Raw genomic sequence first — 20,403 nt, 5'->3', positions numbered from 1 at the left:
AGCTCCTAGTGGTCGTGAGAAGCGCCGGACTTTTCAATGTCGGCTTTAAGAATGAAACTGTTTTCTGTGACGTATTCAGTACCCGGCTCAAGTCCGCCAAGCACCTCTATCCACTCACCACCCTCGCGACCAAGTTCGAGCATACGAACTTCGTACTGCTCACCCACTTTGGCATACACGACAGTGAAATCACGAAAGCCCTGTAATCCAACTTTTTTAACCGCCAGCGGCACATCAATATTGGCGACATTGATACGGGCTTTAACAAAACTACCGGTGGTTAAACGGCGATCCGGATCGGCCACTTCAACCCATACAATACGCGCTTGATCATCGCGAACATTGGGTTCAATAAATGACACGATGCTACTAACCGGTTGCTCGGCACCTTCTATCTCAAGGGTGACATCACTACCGATACTGACCTTGTTATAATCCGCGGGATATACCGCCAGACGAGCGTTGTATTTATCGGTAGCAGTAAGTGTTAACAAGGTACGCCCCTGAGTTTGTTCACCAGTATTAGCTTGTTGAGCGGTAACCACACCACTGGTGGGCGCTTTAATTGTGTAGGGTTTTAAACTCTCGTTACTCTCTACTGTAAATAAGGTTTGTCCTTTGCTTACCTTGTCACCGAGTGACACATGGCGGCGTTGTATTTCACCGTCAAAGCGAGCGCTTATGTTTGTTATGGCGCCGGGCGGGAGCGACAGTGAGCCATACGCCGGTATCGACTGATGCAATGTTGCTGCTCCGGCAAATTCCGTTTCGATTTCCATTGCATCCGCCACTGCTTGTTCAATGGTGGTTCGCCCTTCGTAATTGTCATATTCCCAGCGATAAGACTTGCCGTTATGACGTGCAGTAACCGTCACATAAAACGAATGGGGTTCATAAATGACCATGTCACCACGTAAAAAATCCCCCTGGGCACGAAAATGAATATCATCCACTACATCACCCAAACGGGTGAGTTTAACGTTAAGTTCGACCTGCCGGGGATTTACCGGCGTACCATTACTGGTTGCCCAAACCCGAAACTCTGGCGGTACACCAGTTTCAAAAATGGCCAGCTCTATGGCAAACTCCTCTTCGCGCAGCATTCTGCCGCGATGCGGTCCTTTTTCAGGCTCTTCCTGGGCAGCTTCTGCCGGAGCAGATGAGGCAACGGCACTCGATACTGGAAGTCCCCAGCACAGCATGAGTGCGAGGCTTAACGATGATAATAGTTTATTGTTCTTCATAGTTGGTCTCATTGGGAAAGCGAAGTGCCGGTGAGGCGCTGAATTTCGATATGCTGTAGGTGCAGGCTCTGATAAGCATCCAGTAACTGTGACTGCGCACTGAGTAATTCATGGCGTACATCACTCCACTGGTTGTAACTTAACTGACCAAGCTCAAACGCTTTCCTGGCTTCCGAAAGCGCTGATTCGAGAGTGGGGACGATACTGTTATCAACTTTTTCAATAACATGCATTGAGTGCTTCATTTCCTGAAGCAACACAAACAGTTGAGCATCAAGCTGTTGCATTAAGGAAGCCTGCTGACTGTTAAGCACCTCCTGCTGCGCTTGTAAGGCGGCGATAGTACCGGCGTTGTAATCGGCGTTGCCCCAGGGAATGGTAATGCCGGCAACAAAGCCAAAATCGTCAGTGGTTTCATATCGTCTCACACCAGCTGATAATTGCCATTGGGGACGAGCTTCGATACGGGCCCGTTCAATTTGCGATTGCGCGATACGCTGAGCCGTAGCAAAACGTTTTACGCTGGGATTACGTTTTAATGTATCTACATAGGGCTGAGCGGCAGGTATGACTGGCACATCGAGTAAATCACCTGCTAGCTGGAAATTTGTATCTGGTTGGCCCCACAGCGCACTTAGCTGATACTTCGACGCCTGAATCTCATGTATTAAGTCTTCTACCGCCAGTTCACGTCTGACAAGTTCAGCCTCTCCCAGTTTGCGTTCGATCGCCGAGCCTTTACCTGCTGCGATCCGTTCATTAATAGCGCTTAACACGTCTTTGGCTTGTTCTACGGCGAGCTTATTAAGGGTCAGGCGTTCAGTTTTAATCAGTACTTCAATAAATTGACGGGCTGCTAAAGCGGCCAAATCCAGCGCTTTAATTTGTTTGTCGATCTGTAACTGCTCAGCTTCGCTTTCGATGGCTTTCACGCGACTATCAATTTGTGCCTGTTCCAGTAGCCAGGAGAAAGTCAGCGTTGTTTGCATACTTTTCAGCCCGCTGTAATCGCCGCTTCCCATCGCGTCTTCTACCATCAGACCAATTTGCGGTCGTTGTGCGGTAGCAGCTTGTCTGATGCGTCCCTGCAACACATCCTGTTGCTTCACCAGTGCTTTTAAGTCAGCATGATTATTCATCGTGAGAGTTAACACGTCACTCATGGATAATGATGCTGACGGCAGGCCCTCTGCTGCGAATACAGACAGGCTAACCAAGCATCCGATCACCCCGGCAAAAAACCGACCAGCAATCGGTTTTTTACATAGTTTTCGCTGTGGAATTTTTTTCATTACTTACCTTATTCGTTAACAGCTAAATTCGACTGAACCTGAGGTCATGCTTAACAGGTTATTTTTTATGATTACGTAACGAGCGCTGTTGCTCAATGAGCTGCTCGAGCGCATCTAGCTCGTTGTCATCCAAACTCGCCGACACTGATCCAAACGCAGCGATAAGGCTATTTTCACCTTCTTCAATAAAGTCACTGGTAACATTACTGATCAACTTATTTATCAGCCCTTCACGGTCGACTTTGGGTTGGTAAAGGTAAGCATGCCCGTGCTTTCGCCTACTTAAAACACCCTTTTTGAATAACCTCTCTAACGCACTTTGTACTGTATTAAGCGAACTTTGACGTGTCTGACTTACCACGCGATGCACCTGTTTAACATCTGCCTCCGATGTTTGCCAAAGATACTTAAGAACTAGTTTTTCTAAATCACCGAATTGCATTTTATTGCCTCTGAACACTTTTAACACATGCTCGCAAAATGAAAACCGACAGGCAATCGGTTTTTAACATAAACAAATGAACGAATGGGTAATAGTGTAAGGCATTATGCTGGCAGAACTGGTTGTAAGTGGCCTGCCAAACAGAATAAAACTTTAAAAATTTGTCATTAAGCGTATTTACTGTGGTGTAGCAGGCCGAAAAGCGCTGTACTTCCTTATGGTTAGCCAACCTTAATAAGGCATATAAAGGTTGCACGGGTATAATGACCTAAAACCAGTTATTATCGGTGCGGTAGTTAAATCGTGGTGAGATACGTTGCATGTCAAAACTCATAAAAATAACCTGCCTGTTGCTGATAGCCTGCGCGATTGGCTGCACTCCGGCCATCATCGAACAGGAAAGTGTGACCTCTCCCTACGATAATCCGCCTACTGATCCGGACAATACCTTCAGCCAGACTATACAGCCTATCCTCGACAAGCGTTGTGTGGTGTGTCACGCCTGCTACGATGCGCCCTGCCAGTTAAAACTTGGCAGCTACGAAGGCATCACCCGCGGTGCCAATAAAGCACCGGTCTATCATGGCGATCGTCTGCTGGCCGACAGCCCAAGCCGCTTATTTATCGATGCGCAAAGCCCGGGAGAATGGCGTGGCAAAGACTTTTATCCTGTACTCGACGAAATCAGCGAGTTTAATAACCAGCTCAATAATAGCGTGCTGGCCTCCATGCTGGCGCTAAAGCAGTCCCATCCTACTAACACTAACGAACCCCTTGGCGACAATTTTGAGTTTGATATTAACCGTGAGATGCAGTGCCCGACGGTTGATGAATTCCCCGCATATCAGAAGGATCATCCGCAGTGGGGTATGCCTTATGGTTTACCGGCCATTGCTCAGAAGGAACATGAACAAATCATGGCTTGGCTACAGGCAGGCGCACCCGCGTCGGAACCTGCTCCGGTGCCGGCTTCAGATCAGCAAGGAATAGCCAGGTGGGAAGCTTTTCTCAATCAGGACTCTTACAAACATCAGCTGGTCAGTCGCTACTTTTATGAGCATTTGTTTATTGCGCACATCTATTTTGAGGATAAACAGGGCAACACCCGCTTTTACTCCTTACAACGAGCACTGACACCGCCGGGCGAGCCCTTTACACCACTGGCAACAAGGCGTCCTTTCAGCTCACCTTTCTCCGAGCAGGACAGCAATACTAATCAGCGGGTTTACTACCGTTTTATGCCGGTGAAAAACACCATCGTCAGCAAGTTACATATGCCCATTAAGCTCGACGAAGTCCGCATGGAAAAATGGCAGGGCTGGTTTATTGAACCCGAATATGAGGTTTCAGAGTTACCCGGCTACGCGCCGGAAGTTGCTTCCAATCCGTTTGTGGCGTTTGCTCAAATCCCGGTATCGTCGCGTTACCGGTTTATGATTGACGAAGCTCAGTACACCATTATGCAATTTATTAAGGGGCCGGTTTGTCGTGGTCAAATTGCCCTTAACGTAATCAACGATCATTTCTGGGTGATGTTTTTAAATCCGTCCAGTGACATTCTGGAGCATCAGGATGCATTTTTACGCGACGCGCGAAATACCATCAGCATGCCCGCCGAAGAACAATCTAACGCCATGCCCACCAACTGGATAAAGTACGCCAGGCAGGAGCGTCAATATCTGGAAGCCCGCAGTCAGTATATTGCGCAGCACGCCCAGGACGAAGTGCCTCTCGATTTAGACGTCATCTGGCAGGGCGACGGTGAAAATGAAAATGCTGGCCTGACGATTTTGCGCCATTACGATGCCGCCACCGTAGTAAAAGGCTTAGTGGGTGAGCGCCCACAAACAGCATGGATCATTACTTACCCGCTGTTTGAGCGCATTCACTACTTACTGGTGGCGGGCTATGATGTGTACGGCAATGTCGGCCACCAGCTTAACAGCCGTATCTACATGGACTTTTTGCGGATGGAAGGGGAGTTTAATTTTCTTTCGTTGTTGCCGGCGCAAACCCGCCAGACGGTGTGGGATAAATGGTATCGGGGCGTGGTTAGCCCGGTGGAGAAATATGTTGCCGATGGCCACCAGCTAAGTGGCGAAACTGCCATGACATTCAACACCGAAGAGCCTCTCAATGAATTATATCAGCGGGTAAAACACCACCTCGCCGATGTGCTGAGCCCGCGTCATGAGCTGTCTAACGGCTTCACCGACGATACCAGTTTAACCGCGCTGGAGCGTATTACGGCGACCAACGGCATTCCGGCCTCGTTGTTGCCACAGAGCAGTATCGTGCTGGTAGAAGATGAAAGCGGCGAGGTTAAGCATGTCTATACGTTGCTAAGCAATAACGCCTATACCAATATCTCGCATATTATTGCTGAGGATGCCAGACGCCTGCCGGAAGAAGATACACTAACCCTGGCTTATGGTTTTGCCACCTCACACCCCAATGCCATTTTTCACCTGAGCGAACAACAGTTGCCCGCCTTTAGTGAGCACATTGCCGGTTTGCAAAACGAGGCCGACCTGCAGCGACTATATGAAACATTCGGCGTACGACGCACTGCCACCGATTTCTGGCAGGTCAGCGATACCATTCATCAGTGGTACAGCAAAACCTATCCACTGGAGTTTGGTTACCTGGACTATAACCGGCTGACTAACTGGTAGGCCCGCCGGGTTGCCGGTTGCTATCAGCCGGCAAATACCACCAACTCGATCACGGCAAGGGCCGCCACGCCGGCCAGGGCACAATACATATTAGGGTCACGTACTTTTTCTTTTAGCCAGCCGTGCAGCTTTACTGAGGCTGTCTTTTGTATCATGGCAGACATATCTGCACTCCTTAGAACGTAAGCTAAAGCGATGCCTGAGCAACACCGTTAACATTAAATTAACAGCCTTTGGATTTTCTGCGTATTAGCCAAATGATTAATTTCTGCACCGACCCTGTTAAAACATTAACAAATTGAATAATTACAATGAGTTACTTAATTATTAAAAGTTTCGATAAGTCTTATCAACAACGCTGATAACCCGCTCATAACCACCATTACTGCAGATGATTTGCTTACCGATACACCTCCCCACATAATAAAAAACAGGGAGGCCTTATGAATCAACTACCACCAGAACCGGAAAAACCCCTTAACAGTGACTGCTGTGGCGGCGGCGCTTGCTGCCCTTGTGTGTGGGATGTTTACTTTGAAAAACTCGCTGAATGGCGGGAAGCCAAGCGGGCGTTAGAAACCCAGGCCGCAGAGACAGAAGATGGTGCTGCGCAAAAACCTCGTTAACGTTGCAGCAAAGGAATAGCTCAAAACCTGTTCACTTTTCAATCATACAGCGCTACCCTGACGGCAGTCTTTGCAAAGGATGCCGACAATGAGCCAGCTTCAACCTGATTACTTTACCGCAGACAGTGAAGTGCAATCACTGGTCAATCAACTCCAGCAACTGCGCAGTAAACGCGTGTCCGATATCGTTGACGAAGAGGGTCATCAGTATATCGACCTGGTGATGGAAGGTGGCGGGGTTCTCGGTTTGTCACTGGTTGGCTATACCTACGGCCTGGAAGCGGCTGGTATTCGTTTTCGCTCGGTGGCCGGCACCTCGGCAGGTGCCATTAATGCCTTGCTGGTGCAGGCGCTCGGCACGCCATTTGACGCCAAAAGCGAAAAGATGATTGCCGCTGTGGCCAATATGCCCATGGCCAGCTTTCAGGATGGCAACAAACTGAGCCGCCTGGCAACAGAGGCCTGGCTGGCCGGTAAACACTGGTTGTGGAAGTATTCTGTTTCGCTGGCTATCCTGCGCTCTTTACTAAAACACCTTGGTCTTAACCCCGGCACCACTTTTCACCAATGGCTTAAGGATATTCTGGCCGAAAATCACAGTGATTCATGGCAGGCCTTAAAGCAACAAATGAATACTCCTGTACCGGGACTGCGCTTTGACCCGGTGCCATTACCAGAAAACATAGAGGTCCCGAATGCGGCTTCTTTTGACCCGCAAAACTGGCAGGTAGAGTTAAAAGTCGTTACCGCCGAACTCTCCAGTACCACCAAAATTGTGCTGCCCGAGCGGGATGGAAAGCTGTTTTACTCCGATCTGGATCAGGCCAACCCTGCCGACTTTGCCCGGGCTTCCATGTCAGTACCGGTTTTCTTTTATCCGTTTAAGGTACCGGTACCCAAAACGCAATCGGTAACCGATGCCTGGCAGGCGCTGGGTTATAAAAAGAAATCCATGCCCGACACCGCGGTGTTTGTTGACGGCGGATTAATTTCTAACTTTCCCATTAACCTTTTCCATACCACCAATTCGGTGCCTAAAATGCCGACCTTTGGCGCCAAGCTTGGCATTGAAGAGTATGTTGCAGGAAACATTGATGGTATTAAGCCCTACCTGGGTTCATTGATCGGCGCTATGCGCCACGACTCGGATGAAGAGTTTATCCGTAAAAACCCCGACTACAAAAAGCTGGTAAAAAGCATTGATACCGGTGAACATCACTGGCTGGACTTTGAGTTGTCGAATGAAGCGAAACTCGACCTGTTCAAACGTGGCCTGGCCGCTTCGCTGGAGTTTTTAGATAATTTTAACTGGTCGGAATATAAAAAGACCCGCCTGACTCTGGCGGGTCTTAAATAATAACGGTAACCGGCTCATTCGAGCCGGCCTCTCGCTATTAGAGCCGTTTCACATTATCCCCGCTGTCGCGGTCGATAAGTTTTACAAACGGGTCAACACCAACATATAACGGCTTTTCAGCCACGGTAACGGTTATGGTATTTTCGCCGCTGACAATTTTGTGTTTGGCTTTGTAGAGCACCTGGCTATCATCGGTAAGTATCGACGGATCACTGTTAAACACACCAATATCTACCCACTCCTCAAGTGGCTGTTCGGTTTCCATGCCCTGACCGTCGGCGGCATATTTTGCGCCACTAACGGTAATGGTTACCTCATAGCCCTCTTCTAAAGGTGCCGTCTCTACTTCATCCACTTTCAAATCATACAGGGTGATTTGCTCGAAGATATCGGCAATAAACGCCTGTTCTTCCGGTGTGGCTTGTGCATTTAGCGCAGCCTGTAAATCCAGCGTAGTCGGGTAGGGATCTGACTTAAACCGGAAGTCTGTCATTAACTGTTCAAGCGCCGCATTTAGCCTCTCTTCGCCTAACCGGTCAAGAATCGACATCATTACCACAGAGCCTTTACGGTAGTGAATGTACTGCTGGTTTTCACTGCGCATAAACGGCATTTCCTCTAGCAGTTCGCTACTGCGACCACGTAAGTAGCGGTCCAGTTCATAGGTCAGAAACTTACGGATCATGTTTTCGCCATAGCGCTTCTGCAGCACCATAATAGCACTGTACTGAGACAGACTTTCCGACAGGATCGCACTGCCCTGCACATCGGCAGCGCCAAGCTGATGCCCCCACCACTGGTGGGCAACTTCATGGGCGGTAACATAATAAACATAATCAATGTCTTCACTGTTACGCAGATCGGCAGTAAAGCCAATCACCTCTGAATAAGGCACGGTATTGGCAAAACTCTGCGCAAATGAGCGGTAGCCCGGAAATTCAATAATGCGCATTTGTTTATGCTGATAAGGGCCAAACTCGGCTTCAAAGTAATCCAGTGAGTCCTTCACACTCTGGATCATGATATCCACATTCCAGGCATGTTTTGGATCGTAATAGACTTCGATATTCACGCCGTTATGCTCGTCACGCTTGACCTCGTGACGGGCAGACAGGAAGGAATAAAAAGCCACCATCGGCGCATCCATTTTGTAATGGAAGTAACGGCGGTCGTTCTCGGTCCATTCTTTTTGCAGGTAACCCGGCGCAATGGCAATCTGATCGGCAGACGTTGAAATAGTGGTTTCAAAATCAATAAACCCGACGCCCGGACCAAAGAAGCTTTGCGCGTACTTGCTGGTATCTTCCAGTTTATTTGCCCGCGGACGCTCAGGGAGATCCCGCTTACGGCGCTCATGACGATCGCTAATCAAATAGTCACCACGAAAGCCGAATATCGGGAGCAACTCGTAGTTATTAATGAAGGTCCCGTTTTCTGCCACCATCAGATCAAATCCGCGGTCTTTGAAACCCGCATGGTCGCGAACCACGGAAACACTGCCTGCCAGCTCTTCGCCGGGCATCATAGGCTTATCAAACTCCAGCCAGGCAGAGTTAAACTCGTCGATAATTTCCACCACCTGGGCACCGGGGATATCAATATGCCACTCCGGTGTATGGCGAGGAATAGACACCAGCGCCCGGGTAATCGGTGTATCCCGTTTGTTTTCAAACACCACCTCGGCGGTGGCTTCTATGCGCCGCTCTTCAGGATAGATATCCACCAGCGCATTCGCTTTGGTAACAATCGGAATGTTGGCGTCTTCGTATTGCACAAACTGACGCTCATACTCGGCCTGTCGGTCGAGACTTTCATCCCGGCCGGTAAACTCATTAAGCACTTTGGTGTTGTAGTGGATATACCCGCCGGTGGCAATAAACACTATCAGGCTGGCGGCCAGCAGGCCTTTGCCGGTGCTGCCCATCTGATAACCTAGCAGCTTAAAACGGTCTTTAAGCTTGCTCTCCGGACCGCGCTGCCACAGTCCATAACCAATCACAGACAATGCCAGACTCAGCGCTCCCCAGTACAACATGTACCAGTTGAATCCGGTTAAGAACCAGCCGTAACCATTGAGATCGGAATACAATACCTGCGGCGCATTACCAAACGTCCACATATTGTGTTCCACACCCAACTGATTCATCACCAGAGTTGAAATGAGGTAAGCAGAGGTAATCAGCATACCCATGTACTTATTAGGGCTCAGTACCTGAATAAAGAATGCCAGCACGGTCACCCACATCCAGGGTAACAGCTCAACATAAAACAGCTCAGTGATATACAGTCCCAACTCCAGATTGGTATAACCTTTGGTTAGCTGGAAGAAAATGGTGAACAGCATGCCTATGACATACAGAACAGCCAGCACTGCCCACATGGAAAACAGCTTGGAGACCCAGAATACCGCGTTAAATACCGGGGTAGACTCGATAATGTCGCCCATGCCGCTGCCCCGCTCGCGCCAGACAATTTCGCCACTGTAATAAATCACCACTATCATCATGGTAAGGCTGAAGTTATCTACAATGGCCTGGGTCATGTTTTGCGTAAGAGGCCAGTTGTCGGTGCCATACAGGCCGCCATAGGCCACCGCGTAAAGCGAGGTGAGGTTAAAGATGCTGAACAGTACCAACACAATCATCGCCGGGCTTAACAGCACCTGACGCATTTCAAACCCAAGGTTAGTGACAAACTTGCTCCACTGATAACCGCCGCTGGCTTTGAAACTAATGCGATTACCCTCTGGCGCTGGCACTCTGGATGCCTTGGAGGGCTTAACTTTTTTACTGCCCTGTTGCCATTTGAAAGAAAAGATACCACCAAAGGCAAACAGAATTACGGCACCGATGCCCAGCCAGATAAGGCGGTTCTGCAGTAATACACCATCCAGTGTGATAGCTGTGACGTTTTTATCAAATACGGTCCAGTAACGGCTGATTTCACCAAAGGTTCGCAGTGCAAAGGGGTCGAGTAAGGCGGCAATTTCGCGATACTCGGGCTCACTGGTGATGACACCGCCCACCACGTACACAATAAAGATCCCCAATGCCGTGAGGTAGGCTGCCATCATCGAGCGTACGCGCTGCGCCAGAGCGAAGAAAATCATCCCGAGGGATAAAAAGCCCGGCACAATAATGTAGAAAAAGGGCGCTAAATAGAAACTCAGCTGAGTGGCACCAATCCGCTCAGGATCGACCCAGGGCATTAATGAACCAATCAGTACACCAAGCGGCACTGCCGCAAATACTGTCAGAGTCACCAGCGTTGAGCCGAGGAAGCGGCCTAACTGGTATTTGGCCGGATTCACCGGTCGGGTATAAACCAGCTCACTCATTTTGGTAGTGTGATTACGGGTTGCAGTACCCGCAATAAAGTTTACCAGTAAGAAGAGCGCGAAAACGCCCATAACCAACACAGTTTGAGCAATTGCGTAGCTGCCGTTATATAAGACATTACCGCCGCCACCAATGCGCACGCTGTCGGTAGTGGTTGCCATAAAAGGCAGTAAAAAGAACACCAGGGCGGTTACCGTAAATGACGGCTGGCGCAGGAAATAGCGCCACTCAAAAGCCAGGCTTTTCCAAAACATAGTAACGCTCCTTATGCGGCCTGGGCTGATTTTTTGCGTGATTCATAAAGGGTGGAGAAGTACACGTCCTCAAGATTCGCTGGCGCGGCCTCAAAGCCTTCGGGCGCGTCATCGGCCATAATATGCACCACATGTTTACCGGCAATCAGCCGCGAGGAGATCAGGCTGTACTGTTGTTCAATTTCCTTAAGCTCTTCCTGGCTAACCTGCTTACACCAGATCCGGCCTTTGAGCTGATAAGTTAATTCAATAGGGTTTCCTTCAAGGAGGATTTGTCCCTGGCCCAGGACCGCCATGTTAGGGCAAAGCTCAGACACATCTTCAACAATATGGGTAGAAAGGATAATCACCTTTTCTTCCCCCAGGCTCACCAACAGATTGTGAAAGCGATTGCGTTCCTCCGGATCCAAACCGGCGGTGGGCTCATCTACAATAATCAAATCCGGGTCACCCAATAATGCCTGAGCAATCCCAAATCGCTGACGCATCCCCCCCGAATAACCACTCACAGCCTTATCTCGGTGCTGCCAGAGATTAGTGTGTACCAACAAACCTTCTACTGCTTCTTTACGTTCGGCTTTATTGTTTAAGCCCTTGAGGACAGCCAGGTGGTCAAGCAGACGCTCGGCGCTGATCCGCGGATATACGCCAAAATCCTGTGGCAGATAACCTAATCGCTGGCGCAGTTCATTAGGTTGGGCAATGACATCGGTACCGTCGAAGACAATGCTTCCCTGGTCAGGCGCCTGCAGGGTAGCGATGGTACGCATTAAAGAAGATTTACCCGCGCCGTTTGGCCCTAACAGGCCAAACATACCCTTGGGAATATTAAGGTTGATACCGTCCAGCGCACGTACGCCATTAGAGTAGGTTTTGGTAAGTTGAGTGATTGAGAGCATGGCCATTCCGTCTGCTTATAATTGTGTGATTTTCACACTACCCTATTAAGCTGGCCAGGTAAGCTTTAAATTTGTAACGATTTATAACACTCTTGCTTCATCTTTGTCCGGGCCGGGGTTCACAGTCCCTGGGCATATTTTTGGGACTGGTCAGGGCCGCCTCAGTGGAGTGCACCGGCACGTCAACTTTGCCACTGGCAACTACTTCACCAAGCTGCCACAAACGCCATTCGCCGCGCTCGTAAACGTCCCATTGCTCGTCACTGGTAAGTGGTTCGGTGGCAATAACACTGACCACATCCTTTGGTGTGGTTTCGGCGGCAAAATCAATCTCTACTTCCACGTCTTTCAGACAAGCGGGACCAAACGGCGCACGCCGGGTAATACTGGCCAGCTTGGTGCTGCAAAAGGTAAACAACCAGTCGCCGTTACTCAGTAAACAGTTAAACACCCCCTGTCGGGCATATTCCTGGGCCAGGCCAACCAGAGTTTGGGTGAGTTGAGCAGGCATGGCATCCCGGGGCAGGCTGTGACGCACCTGATTCATGATGTCGCAGAACAGCTCTTCACTATCGGTATCTCCAATGGCTTCGTACATGCCCACCCGTCGGGAGAACCCAGGGATCTGGCCATTGTGTGCAAATACCCAGTTGCGCCCCCACAGTTCGCGAACAAAAGGATGAGTATTGGCCAGATTAATGTTGCCAACGTTAGCCTGGCGAATATGGCAGATAGCGGTTTTACTCTTGATCGGCAGTTTGCCAACAAACTCCGCTATGGGCGAGGTGGCACATGGCTCGGGATCGTGAAACAGCCGCACTCCTTTACCCTCGTAGAACGCCACACCCCAGCCATCTTTGTGTGGCCCGGTGCCGCCACCGCGCCGTGTTAGTCCGGTAAAACTAAAACACAAATCAGTGGGCGTATTGGCACTCATGCCGAGCAATTCACACATTGGCTAACCTCAAAATAAACGGATATGCGGGAAGAATAATCACTGACACCGGGGGATTCAACTCTCAGGTACAGTTATTACCATCAGGTTTAAGAAGCAAACCTCCGGAGCATCTTCAAAAGTTGTGGGAATACTCACATTGATCAATATAAATAACTGTTAAATATAGAAATTTAGCAAAAATAACTGCTTAAATGACATTGACACGTTTTTTCACCAATTTATACTATTTTGGGCTGGATGCCTGAGAGCTTATTGCGGTAAGCTATTGGGTAGTATTCAGGTCAACAGAATAACCAGCACGCCTGACCCGGTGTGCATCTCCTTAATAGTAGCGCAGCAGGTATTAATACCTGAAGTTTAGCTGCCCGTATCCGAGCGATAATTAATAATAATGACCTTTCCAGACCTCACCAGAGCTTTTGAACTGTCTTCCAGATTACTGGAAGCCAAAACATTTCACGACCTGAATGTCGTGTTAATGAATACATTGCTTGAAATCGACACCATCGAAAAGGTCTCTTCCTACGAAATTCTGGGCCGGAATTACCGTGACGAACGGACGCCAGAGCCACTCATTCGCAAATTCCCCCTGTCGCTGGCAGAAGACTTCAAGGATGAATTCACCGATATCGTGCGTGACATCAGCCTGCATGGCGAAACCGGTGTGTCCTTCCTGACCTGTGACAGGCAGGAGTACATTTATATTTACGTCAATCGCGGCGAGCCGCCTGAAAAACTGGTGTTAATAAAGGGCGTTGTGGACGAATACAACCTGGAAGTGGTGCGCGGTCTGGCAAAGATTTACGATCATCAGATTCGCCTGTTCGATACCAAGGAGCGGGATATTCTTACCCGTCTGAATAACCGCCAGACGCTCAGCAGCACGTTTGAGCAGGTGCTGGATTTCTACCGCAATAACGCCAACAACGAACTCAATTCCTATATCGCACTGCTCGATATTGACCATTTCAAAACCATAAACGATAAATTTGGTCACCTCTACGGCGACGAGGTATTAATCCACTTCGCGAATATTATGCGCACCACCTTCCGCCATTCCGACTTTTTGTTCCGCTATGGTGGTGAAGAGTTTCTGGTGATCATTAACCAAACCGATGAAAACGGGGCGCTGGCGGTGCTGGAACGATTCCGCCTGGCAGTTGAGAATTATGAGTTTCCCTCAGGTAACGTTACCGTGAGTATTGGTTGTACGCCAATCAATACAGAACAAGCCGTGCCGCTGATGATCGAAGTTGCAGACGAAGCGCTGTACCTGTCAAAATCAAATGGCCGGAACCAGACCAATATTCTCGAGCGCTCAGCAAAACAGTTTGTTGATAACGATATAGAGTTTTTCTAGACCGGCTCTGCACTCAACTTCAGCAGTCAGGCCTGAAGCAAGGCATTTTTAAACGGAAAGTGACTTTTGGCACTGTTTACCAACCCAGGCTAAACAGTACCCTGAGTCCGATTAACACGACAGGGAATATAACTGATGTCACGTAAACTCACTCTTTTGCTGCTAGCCGGCAGCTTACTCACGGCTAATTTAACCTTCGCCGATGCACCAGCAGATCAGGTAGATAAATTACTGGAACAGGCGCAAGCCTTGTTGGGCTCTGACATCGACGATGCCGAAGAAAAAATCGAGGAAGCTCTCGAGCTCGCCCCCAAACGTGCCGATGTGCACTTTTTATGTGGTCAGGTCATGGGGATTCAGGCCAGCCAGTCGATTTTCTCGGCCCTCAGTTACGCCGGCAAATCCCTCGACTGCTTTAAACAGGCGGCCCTACTTGAGCCACAGAACACTGACTATAAGTTTGGCCTGATGATGTTTTATCTGGGCGCGCCAGGCATTGCCGGTGGCGATACGGAGCTGGCCTGGCAACAGGTAAACGATATTGCGGCACTCGATGAACAGGCAGGCATGCGCGCCAAATTAAACTACTACCGTCAGACCGATAACGATAATGCCTATACGGAGACCATGACCAGCGCCCAACAACGCTACCCCGACCATGCCGAGTTCTATTACCAGCATGGTCTGGCACTACAGCAACAGGAGCAATACGAACAAGCGCTGGCGCAATTCACCCAAGCTACCAACGCCCCTATTGACGACGAAGAAGCACACTTCAAGCTAAGTGCCCTGTACCAGATAGGCCGCAACGCGGTGTTTAGTAAGCAGTCAGTTCAGCAAGGTATCGAAGCATTACTGGATTATGTCGAGGCAGTACCAGCTGACACAGGCCTGCCATCTGAGCAATGGGCTCACTTTCGACTGGCCCAGCTCTACCGGCTAACCAGTGCAACTGATGCGGTAAAACAGCACCTCAAGCTCGCGGCAAACACTGACGATAAGCAATTACAGGACAATATCGACGACTTTTAGGTGTCCAGGCTTATGCTGAGTGCCGCGAATGTCGGTTAACGCTAAGCAATGCAAAGTTATGCAAAGCCTGCAATAACCGCAACGTTTTAAGGTCCATTGAGTACTTTAACTCTCTGGACTTTTGCTATGACTACAAACCTTCAGCGCCGCCGAATGCTGGTGAAATCAGCGGCGGGCATCACCATTCTGGCGCCAACTTTTCTCTTTATGGGCTGCAACAGCAGCAGTACCTCGCCTTCTGCCGACTCAACGACAACCGAATCTTCCTCGGGTAGCAATACCGGTGGCTCATCAAGCAGTGGTGGTAGCGTGGAAACCACCACAGACTGGGCATCCGGCGGAACGGTTTCGATAACGGAATCATTCCCTGATGACAGCTTATTCGATGCCGGAAGCAACTGCTCGGTGGAGCTCACAGAGTCACTAACGGAAGGCCCCTGCTATTTCGACAGTGATTATCGCGACGATATTTCGGAGCAACAAACCGGTCTGCCAATGATGCTGTGCCTGCAACTGGTTGATAGCGACTGCAACCCGTTGTCAGGTTATGAAATCGAGGTATGGCACTGTGATGTTGAAGGGAGCTATTCAGGTGATAGCAGCGACAGCGTTGACGGTAATGGCTTTAATTCGTCTTTCTGTACCGGTAACGACAGCACCGCTCTGGCTGCAAAATGGTTTCGTGGTATTGCCGTCACCAACGCCAGCGGCAGAGTGAATTTCTACAGCTGTTTCCCCGGCTGGTACAGCAGCCGGGCTATTCATATTCATTTTAGGGTTAAGAGCAACAATAGCGACCAGCTTATCTCTCAGTTTGGTTTTGATGACGATTTCGTTGATGCCATTTGTTCAACCCACCCCGACTACCTGAGTAGAGGCGAACCCGACACCCACAATAGCCGCGATACGGTTTTCGACGGAGATGAGGATGAGCTTTTCAATATTGCGCAGAATACCGATGGCTCTTTACTGGCCTGGAAACGCATAATCATTTCCTGAACCCGTATTCACAAATTGGCGACCGGGGTATCCTTAGCGGGTACCCGACGGTTGCTGTTAAGCAACATATAAAAGCTGGAGGCAATCAAACACACCGCCAGATACACCAGCCCCCTGACTGACCAGAACAATATTAGGGGCTAACAGCGGGGAAACGTGTTTCCCTTGCAGCATTTTAAAAGTACCCTCATCATAGGCGCTAACAAGTAAAATGCCGTACAACCCTTCAGTAACGGAAGATAAATGATAACCATCAAGGATATTGCCGAAGCGGCAAACGTTTCCCCTGCGACTGTTTCACGAGTGATTAATAATGGCCCGAAGGTTGGCCCGAAAACTCGCGAGCATGTAAAAGCGGTGATGGACAAAATGGGCTATCGGCCCAACATTAACGCGCGGGCGCTGGTCACACAAAAAAGCACCTCCCTGGGACTGGTGCTGGCAGAGCTAATGGACCCGTTTTTTGCTACCTATGCCAATGCCATCGAAAATGTCGCACGCAAAGCCAACACCCAACTGTTAATGAGCTCCGGCTCCGTGCAGGCAGATACCGAGTTAAAGGCCATCGAAACCCTGCTGAATCACAGGGTAAAAGCCATGGTGGTTCACGCCAAATTTCTTGATGACGACACGCTGATTCAGCTGGCCCGTCAGGCCCCCGGCTTTGTGTTAATCAATCGTTATATTGACGCCATCAAACATCGTTGTGTATGGCTGGACAATGTCGCCGGCGGGCGAATGATGGCGGAACATGTGCTCAAGCTCGGTCACCGCAAGATTGCGGTTATCAGCAGTGATTTTGCCATTGAGGACCGCGTCCAACGCGAACAGGGGATCAGGGAGTCCCTCGCTGAGTGGGGAGTTGACTTAAGCGACTCACAAATAGTCCATGCCGCCCCTAACCAGGAAGGCGGTGAAATCGCCATGCGCCAGTTGCTTGCGTCCGGCGCCCGCTTTACGGCGATTCTGGCCTACAACGACGCCATGGCTGCTGGCGCCATTAATACGTTGTATGACCACAACCTTGAGGTGCCCAGGAACGTTTCCGTGATGGGCTTCGATGATGTATTACAGGCACAGTTTTGTCGCCCAAAGTTAACCACCATGAACTATCCTATTGAATTGATGGCATCCCAAGCGGCCAGCCTGGCTTTAGACTACGCTCAGGGTAAGCAGCCTGATACGGACGTTACCTATAAATACCTGCCCACCATTGTGGCCAGAAACTCCGTTGCCAGATGCATCGGATAGCGCGAGCTTTTTATTAGAGGCGAAAACTCTAAGCGCCGCCTCTAATCAAGCTAATGTTTTTCTTGTCAACCGTCTTTGTAGTGATAGCTGTAGCCGTTCAACGCCGGCGCACCGCCAAGGTGAGCGTAAAGCACCTTAGAGCCTTCCGGGAAGAAGCCTTTTTTGGTCAGGTCGATAAGGCCCTGCATAGACTTTCCTTCATACACCGGGTCGGTGATCATCGCTTCAGTCTTCGCCGCCAGCCGAATAGCTTCGTTAGTTTCCTCAGAAGGGACACCGTAAGCCGGATAAGCGTAATCCGGGTTAATGACGATTTCGTCTTCACGTACCTCGCGGCCCAGTCCTACCAACTCTGCCGTTTTATTAACGATACTGGTGACCTGCTCACGGGTTTGCTCAACGGTACCCGACGCATCAATACCAATTACAGTATCGGCACGGTCATGATTGGCGAAACCGACAATCATACCGCCCTGGGTAGAGCCGGTTACAACGCACACCACGATATAGTCAAACTTAAACCCCAGTTCTTTTTCCTGAGCGATCACTTCTTCGGCAAAACCAATGTAACCCAGCGCGCCGTATTTGTGTACCGAAGCGCCAGCCGGGATTGCATAAGGCTTACCGCCAGCGTCTTCTACCGACTGAATGGCTTTCTGCCAGCTGTCTCGTATGCCAATATCAAAGCCGTCATCCACCAGGCGGCTGTCGGCGCCCATTAAGCGGGTCAGCTGGATATTACCAACCCGGTCGTAAACCGCGTCATAGTGTGGCACCCATTTTTCCTGTACCACCACACACTTCATACCAATCTTCGCTGCCGTCGCAGCAACCATGCGGGTATGATTAGACTGTACCCCGCCAATTGACACCAGCGTATCGGCGCCACTGGCCAGTGCGTCCGGCACTATGTACTCGAGCTTTCTGAGCTTGTTGCCGCCCAGCGCCAGGCCGGAGTTACAATCCTCACGCTTGGCATAGATATCAACCTTACCGCCAAGCGCCTCACTCAGACGTGGCAAATACTCGATTGGTGTTACCCCAAAGGTAAGTGGGTAACGCTCAAAGTTACTGATCAATGACTTCATAAACCTGTTTCCCAAAAAATGACTGATGCTCACTGCGCTGCCAGCGCGGGCCTTCCTGCTTTTTGTAACATTTATCAGACCTGATGCCTGTTGTGCGTTATACTGCACAGCGATAACCCACCATACCACTGTGCGTTATAGCGCACAAACAATTATTTCGTTATGGCAGAACAAGAATTCAAACAACATATCGCACAGCACTTAAAAGCATTACGTAAAGCCCAGGGCCTGAGCCTGGACTCGGTAGCCCGCTTAACCGGGGTCTCCAAAGCCATGCTGGGACAGATTGAACGGCAGGAATCCAGCCCGACAATTTCGACTTTGTGGAAAATTGCCAGTGGTTTAAATGCTTCCTTCTCCGCTTTCTTTGCCACCAGCTCAGACGAACGAACCAGTGACGAAAACTTTCCGGAAGATCCGAACATGAAGGTAAAAGCCATTTTTCCGTATCGTGATGACACGCGAATGGAAGTGATGGAAGTCAGCCTGCTTAATTTTCATGAACAACAATCCGATCCTCACGCGACCGGCGTTATTGAACATGTGCATGTGTTAAATGGCGAACTGTCGGTATATTTTGATAATGCCTGGCATGAGCTACAGGCCGGACAAAGCCTGCGTTTCTACGCTGATCAGCCGCATACCTACAAAGCCCGCGCTGATTACACCGTTTTTCACAATATTATTTGCTACTAACCTGAATCAGGCGCGCGTTTCGGCGCTACTTTCTTGCATTGCGGCGCGCCTTGCGTAACTGATACTGCAGTTGTAGTTCGCCCATGATTTTTTGGTGTAATTTATAGTAGCTTTTTTCCAGACCACCGATACAGGTATTAAGGTCCGCCATATCGGTGTAATTGAGCTCGGTCATTACGTCCTGGCAGACGTTATTAATGATGCCTATCTGGCGGGGTGAAAATGCCGCTTTCCATTTGGATAAGCTCGACTTTTCAATAGGCTTTTGGGTATTCATATTGGAACGGTTCTGACCAAACTCCAACGGCTTTTTATAATACTCAAGCATGCCGTGATCGAAGTCTACATCCAGGAATTCGCAGATTCTGGTTAACACTTGCAGGTTGTCTTCTATCAGGTTTTCGTAGGTAAACCATAAGCAGCGGTGCCGATTAGCACAGCAAAATTCCAATTGGGTAGCAACTTCATCCTGCCAGAGCAGAGCTCCGGTATATGGATTAGTCCCAAGTCCCCAGGCATTATCGATATAAGAGGCAACCACAGCTCGCGGGTCACGAATTATCACGATAAATTTACTGCCCGGATAATGCTCAGCTAATTCATCAAGGTGCGGCGTTAACATCGGATCTTTCCAGCCCCACTGAATACCTTTTGACTCCAACAATGTAACATCAATAGCATGACGCTCAAGCAGCCGTCCGGTTATTCTGTCGTGTAGAACTTCGGTAGTGTAGGGTTTATCAAAAACACCGTAGGCCCCCATTTCATTTTGAATAAATAAACCTGGATGTGCCGACAACATTCTGGTTAAAAGCGTGGTACCGGAACGCTGCGTACCAACAATGAAAATGGGTTGCTGCATTGATTAAAAAACTCAAATTAAGAAGTGGAT

General features: G+C 49.5%; 17 protein-coding genes. 8 read left to right on the top strand and 9 right to left on the bottom strand.

Annotated elements, in window-relative coordinates; translation table 11 throughout:
* Positions 1-5: 5 nt before the first annotated feature.
* The 3 genes from D9T21_RS12500 to D9T21_RS12490 are packed head-to-tail and all read right to left on the bottom strand — an operon-like array spanning position 6 to position 2,978.
* Entirely contained in the window at positions 6-1,244 is a 1,239-nt protein-coding gene (locus tag D9T21_RS12500; protein WP_123325332.1) for an efflux RND transporter periplasmic adaptor subunit, read from the bottom strand.
* Between the two features lie 8 nt (positions 1,245-1,252).
* Positions 1,253-2,536, bottom strand: coding sequence for a TolC family protein (locus D9T21_RS12495; RefSeq protein ID WP_123325331.1), 1,284 nt, complete (start codon positions 2,534-2,536; stop codon positions 1,253-1,255).
* Between the two features lie 58 nt (positions 2,537-2,594).
* Positions 2,595-2,978, bottom strand: coding sequence for a BlaI/MecI/CopY family transcriptional regulator (locus D9T21_RS12490; protein WP_105933679.1), 384 nt, complete (start codon positions 2,976-2,978; stop codon positions 2,595-2,597).
* A 320-nt stretch (positions 2,979-3,298) separates the two neighbouring features.
* Between D9T21_RS12490 and D9T21_RS12485 the strand changes: the two genes are divergently transcribed.
* The gene (locus D9T21_RS12485; protein WP_123325330.1) at positions 3,299-5,653 is read left to right on the top strand and encodes a fatty acid cis/trans isomerase; all 2,355 of its coding nucleotides are present in this window, start codon (positions 3,299-3,301) and stop codon (positions 5,651-5,653) included.
* A gap of 23 nt (positions 5,654-5,676) precedes the next feature.
* On the opposite strand, the gene D9T21_RS22740 is transcribed toward D9T21_RS12485, so the two are convergent.
* Positions 5,677-5,817: a hypothetical protein gene (locus D9T21_RS22740; protein ID WP_164464672.1), complete on the bottom strand. Its 141-nt coding sequence runs from the start codon at positions 5,815-5,817 to the stop codon at positions 5,677-5,679.
* Positions 5,818-6,096: 279 nt separating this feature from the next.
* On the opposite strand from D9T21_RS22740, the gene D9T21_RS12480 reads away from it, so the two are divergent.
* Positions 6,097-6,279, top strand: a complete 183-nt coding sequence (locus D9T21_RS12480; RefSeq protein WP_105933682.1) for an oxidoreductase-like domain-containing protein — start codon at positions 6,097-6,099, stop codon at positions 6,277-6,279.
* A gap of 88 nt (positions 6,280-6,367) precedes the next feature.
* The gene (locus tag D9T21_RS12475) at positions 6,368-7,636 is read left to right on the top strand and encodes a patatin-like phospholipase family protein (protein WP_164464671.1); all 1,269 of its coding nucleotides are present in this window, start codon (positions 6,368-6,370) and stop codon (positions 7,634-7,636) included.
* 37 nt (positions 7,637-7,673) lie between these two features.
* Here D9T21_RS12475 and D9T21_RS12470 read toward each other — a convergent pair whose 3' ends face one another.
* From D9T21_RS12470 to D9T21_RS12460, 3 genes are all read right to left on the bottom strand, one after another.
* Positions 7,674-11,228, bottom strand: a complete 3,555-nt coding sequence (locus D9T21_RS12470; protein WP_123325328.1) for an ABC transporter permease/M1 family aminopeptidase — start codon at positions 11,226-11,228, stop codon at positions 7,674-7,676.
* Positions 11,229-11,239: 11 nt separating this feature from the next.
* The gene (locus D9T21_RS12465) at positions 11,240-12,127 is read right to left on the bottom strand and encodes an ABC transporter ATP-binding protein (protein ID WP_123325369.1); all 888 of its coding nucleotides are present in this window, start codon (positions 12,125-12,127) and stop codon (positions 11,240-11,242) included.
* 97 nt (positions 12,128-12,224) lie between these two features.
* Positions 12,225-13,082 (bottom strand): class II glutamine amidotransferase, encoded by an 858-nt coding sequence (locus tag D9T21_RS12460; protein WP_123325327.1) that lies wholly within the window; start codon positions 13,080-13,082, stop codon positions 12,225-12,227.
* 394 nt (positions 13,083-13,476) lie between these two features.
* Between D9T21_RS12460 and D9T21_RS12455 the strand changes: the two genes are divergently transcribed.
* The 4 genes from D9T21_RS12455 to D9T21_RS12440 all read left to right on the top strand — a co-directional run bounded on the left by D9T21_RS12455 (position 13,477) and on the right by D9T21_RS12440 (position 17,727).
* Complete coding sequence (locus D9T21_RS12455) at positions 13,477-14,445, top strand: GGDEF domain-containing protein (protein ID WP_105933373.1); 969 nt, start codon at positions 13,477-13,479, stop codon at positions 14,443-14,445.
* Positions 14,446-14,580: 135 nt separating this feature from the next.
* Positions 14,581-15,477: a tetratricopeptide repeat protein gene (locus D9T21_RS12450; RefSeq protein ID WP_123325326.1), complete on the top strand. Its 897-nt coding sequence runs from the start codon at positions 14,581-14,583 to the stop codon at positions 15,475-15,477.
* A 126-nt stretch (positions 15,478-15,603) separates the two neighbouring features.
* The gene (locus D9T21_RS12445; RefSeq protein ID WP_123325325.1) at positions 15,604-16,476 is read left to right on the top strand and encodes a dioxygenase family protein; all 873 of its coding nucleotides are present in this window, start codon (positions 15,604-15,606) and stop codon (positions 16,474-16,476) included.
* Positions 16,477-16,719: 243 nt separating this feature from the next.
* Entirely contained in the window at positions 16,720-17,727 is a 1,008-nt protein-coding gene (locus tag D9T21_RS12440) for a LacI family DNA-binding transcriptional regulator (RefSeq protein ID WP_123325324.1), read from the top strand.
* Positions 17,728-17,792: 65 nt separating this feature from the next.
* Here the strand turns inward: D9T21_RS12440 and D9T21_RS12435 are convergent, their stop codons facing one another.
* Positions 17,793-18,815 carry a 1-aminocyclopropane-1-carboxylate deaminase gene (locus D9T21_RS12435; RefSeq protein ID WP_123325323.1) on the bottom strand — a complete coding sequence of 341 codons (1,023 nt, stop codon included), beginning with the start codon at positions 18,813-18,815 and terminating at the stop codon, positions 17,793-17,795.
* A gap of 162 nt (positions 18,816-18,977) precedes the next feature.
* Between D9T21_RS12435 and D9T21_RS12430 the strand changes: the two genes are divergently transcribed.
* Entirely contained in the window at positions 18,978-19,511 is a 534-nt protein-coding gene (locus D9T21_RS12430) for a helix-turn-helix domain-containing protein (RefSeq protein WP_123325322.1), read from the top strand.
* A gap of 25 nt (positions 19,512-19,536) precedes the next feature.
* Here the strand turns inward: D9T21_RS12430 and D9T21_RS12425 are convergent, their stop codons facing one another.
* Positions 19,537-20,373, bottom strand: coding sequence for a sulfotransferase family protein (locus tag D9T21_RS12425; protein ID WP_123325321.1), 837 nt, complete (start codon positions 20,371-20,373; stop codon positions 19,537-19,539).
* Positions 20,374-20,403: the final 30 nt, after the last annotated feature.

It is taken from the genome of Marisediminitalea oceani (assembly GCF_003731635.1).
GTDB classification, from domain to species: domain Bacteria; phylum Pseudomonadota; class Gammaproteobacteria; order Enterobacterales; family Alteromonadaceae; genus Alteromonas; species Alteromonas oceani.
Note: the sequence above shows the minus strand (reverse complement) of the source record. Positions and strands in the feature narration are given on the sequence as shown.

Bases quoted from the DNA above. Each gene is read 5' to 3' on its own strand.
- D9T21_RS12500 (WP_123325332.1), bottom strand. From the start codon at position 1,244: ATGAAGAACAATAAACTATTATCATCGTTAAGCCTCGCACTCATGCTG.
- D9T21_RS12440 (WP_123325324.1), top strand. From the start codon at position 16,720: ATGATAACCATCAAGGATATTGCCGAAGCGGCAAACGTTTCCCCTGCG.
- D9T21_RS12430 (WP_123325322.1), top strand. From the start codon at position 18,978: ATGGCAGAACAAGAATTCAAACAACATATCGCACAGCACTTAAAAGCA.
- D9T21_RS12445 (WP_123325325.1), top strand. From the start codon at position 15,604: ATGACTACAAACCTTCAGCGCCGCCGAATGCTGGTGAAATCAGCGGCG.
- D9T21_RS12480 (WP_105933682.1), top strand. From the start codon at position 6,097: ATGAATCAACTACCACCAGAACCGGAAAAACCCCTTAACAGTGACTGC.
- D9T21_RS12460 (WP_123325327.1), bottom strand. From the start codon at position 13,082: ATGTGTGAATTGCTCGGCATGAGTGCCAATACGCCCACTGATTTGTGT.
- D9T21_RS12425 (WP_123325321.1), bottom strand. From the start codon at position 20,373: ATGCAGCAACCCATTTTCATTGTTGGTACGCAGCGTTCCGGTACCACG.
- D9T21_RS12450 (WP_123325326.1), top strand. From the start codon at position 14,581: ATGTCACGTAAACTCACTCTTTTGCTGCTAGCCGGCAGCTTACTCACG.
- D9T21_RS12475 (WP_164464671.1), top strand. From the start codon at position 6,368: ATGAGCCAGCTTCAACCTGATTACTTTACCGCAGACAGTGAAGTGCAA.
- D9T21_RS22740 (WP_164464672.1), bottom strand. From the start codon at position 5,817: ATGTCTGCCATGATACAAAAGACAGCCTCAGTAAAGCTGCACGGCTGG.
- D9T21_RS12490 (WP_105933679.1), bottom strand. From the start codon at position 2,978: ATGCAATTCGGTGATTTAGAAAAACTAGTTCTTAAGTATCTTTGGCAA.
- D9T21_RS12465 (WP_123325369.1), bottom strand. From the start codon at position 12,127: ATGCTCTCAATCACTCAACTTACCAAAACCTACTCTAATGGCGTACGT.
- D9T21_RS12495 (WP_123325331.1), bottom strand. From the start codon at position 2,536: ATGAAAAAAATTCCACAGCGAAAACTATGTAAAAAACCGATTGCTGGT.
- D9T21_RS12485 (WP_123325330.1), top strand. From the start codon at position 3,299: ATGTCAAAACTCATAAAAATAACCTGCCTGTTGCTGATAGCCTGCGCG.
- D9T21_RS12455 (WP_105933373.1), top strand. From the start codon at position 13,477: ATGACCTTTCCAGACCTCACCAGAGCTTTTGAACTGTCTTCCAGATTA.
- D9T21_RS12470 (WP_123325328.1), bottom strand. From the start codon at position 11,228: ATGTTTTGGAAAAGCCTGGCTTTTGAGTGGCGCTATTTCCTGCGCCAG.
- D9T21_RS12435 (WP_123325323.1), bottom strand. From the start codon at position 18,815: ATGAAGTCATTGATCAGTAACTTTGAGCGTTACCCACTTACCTTTGGG.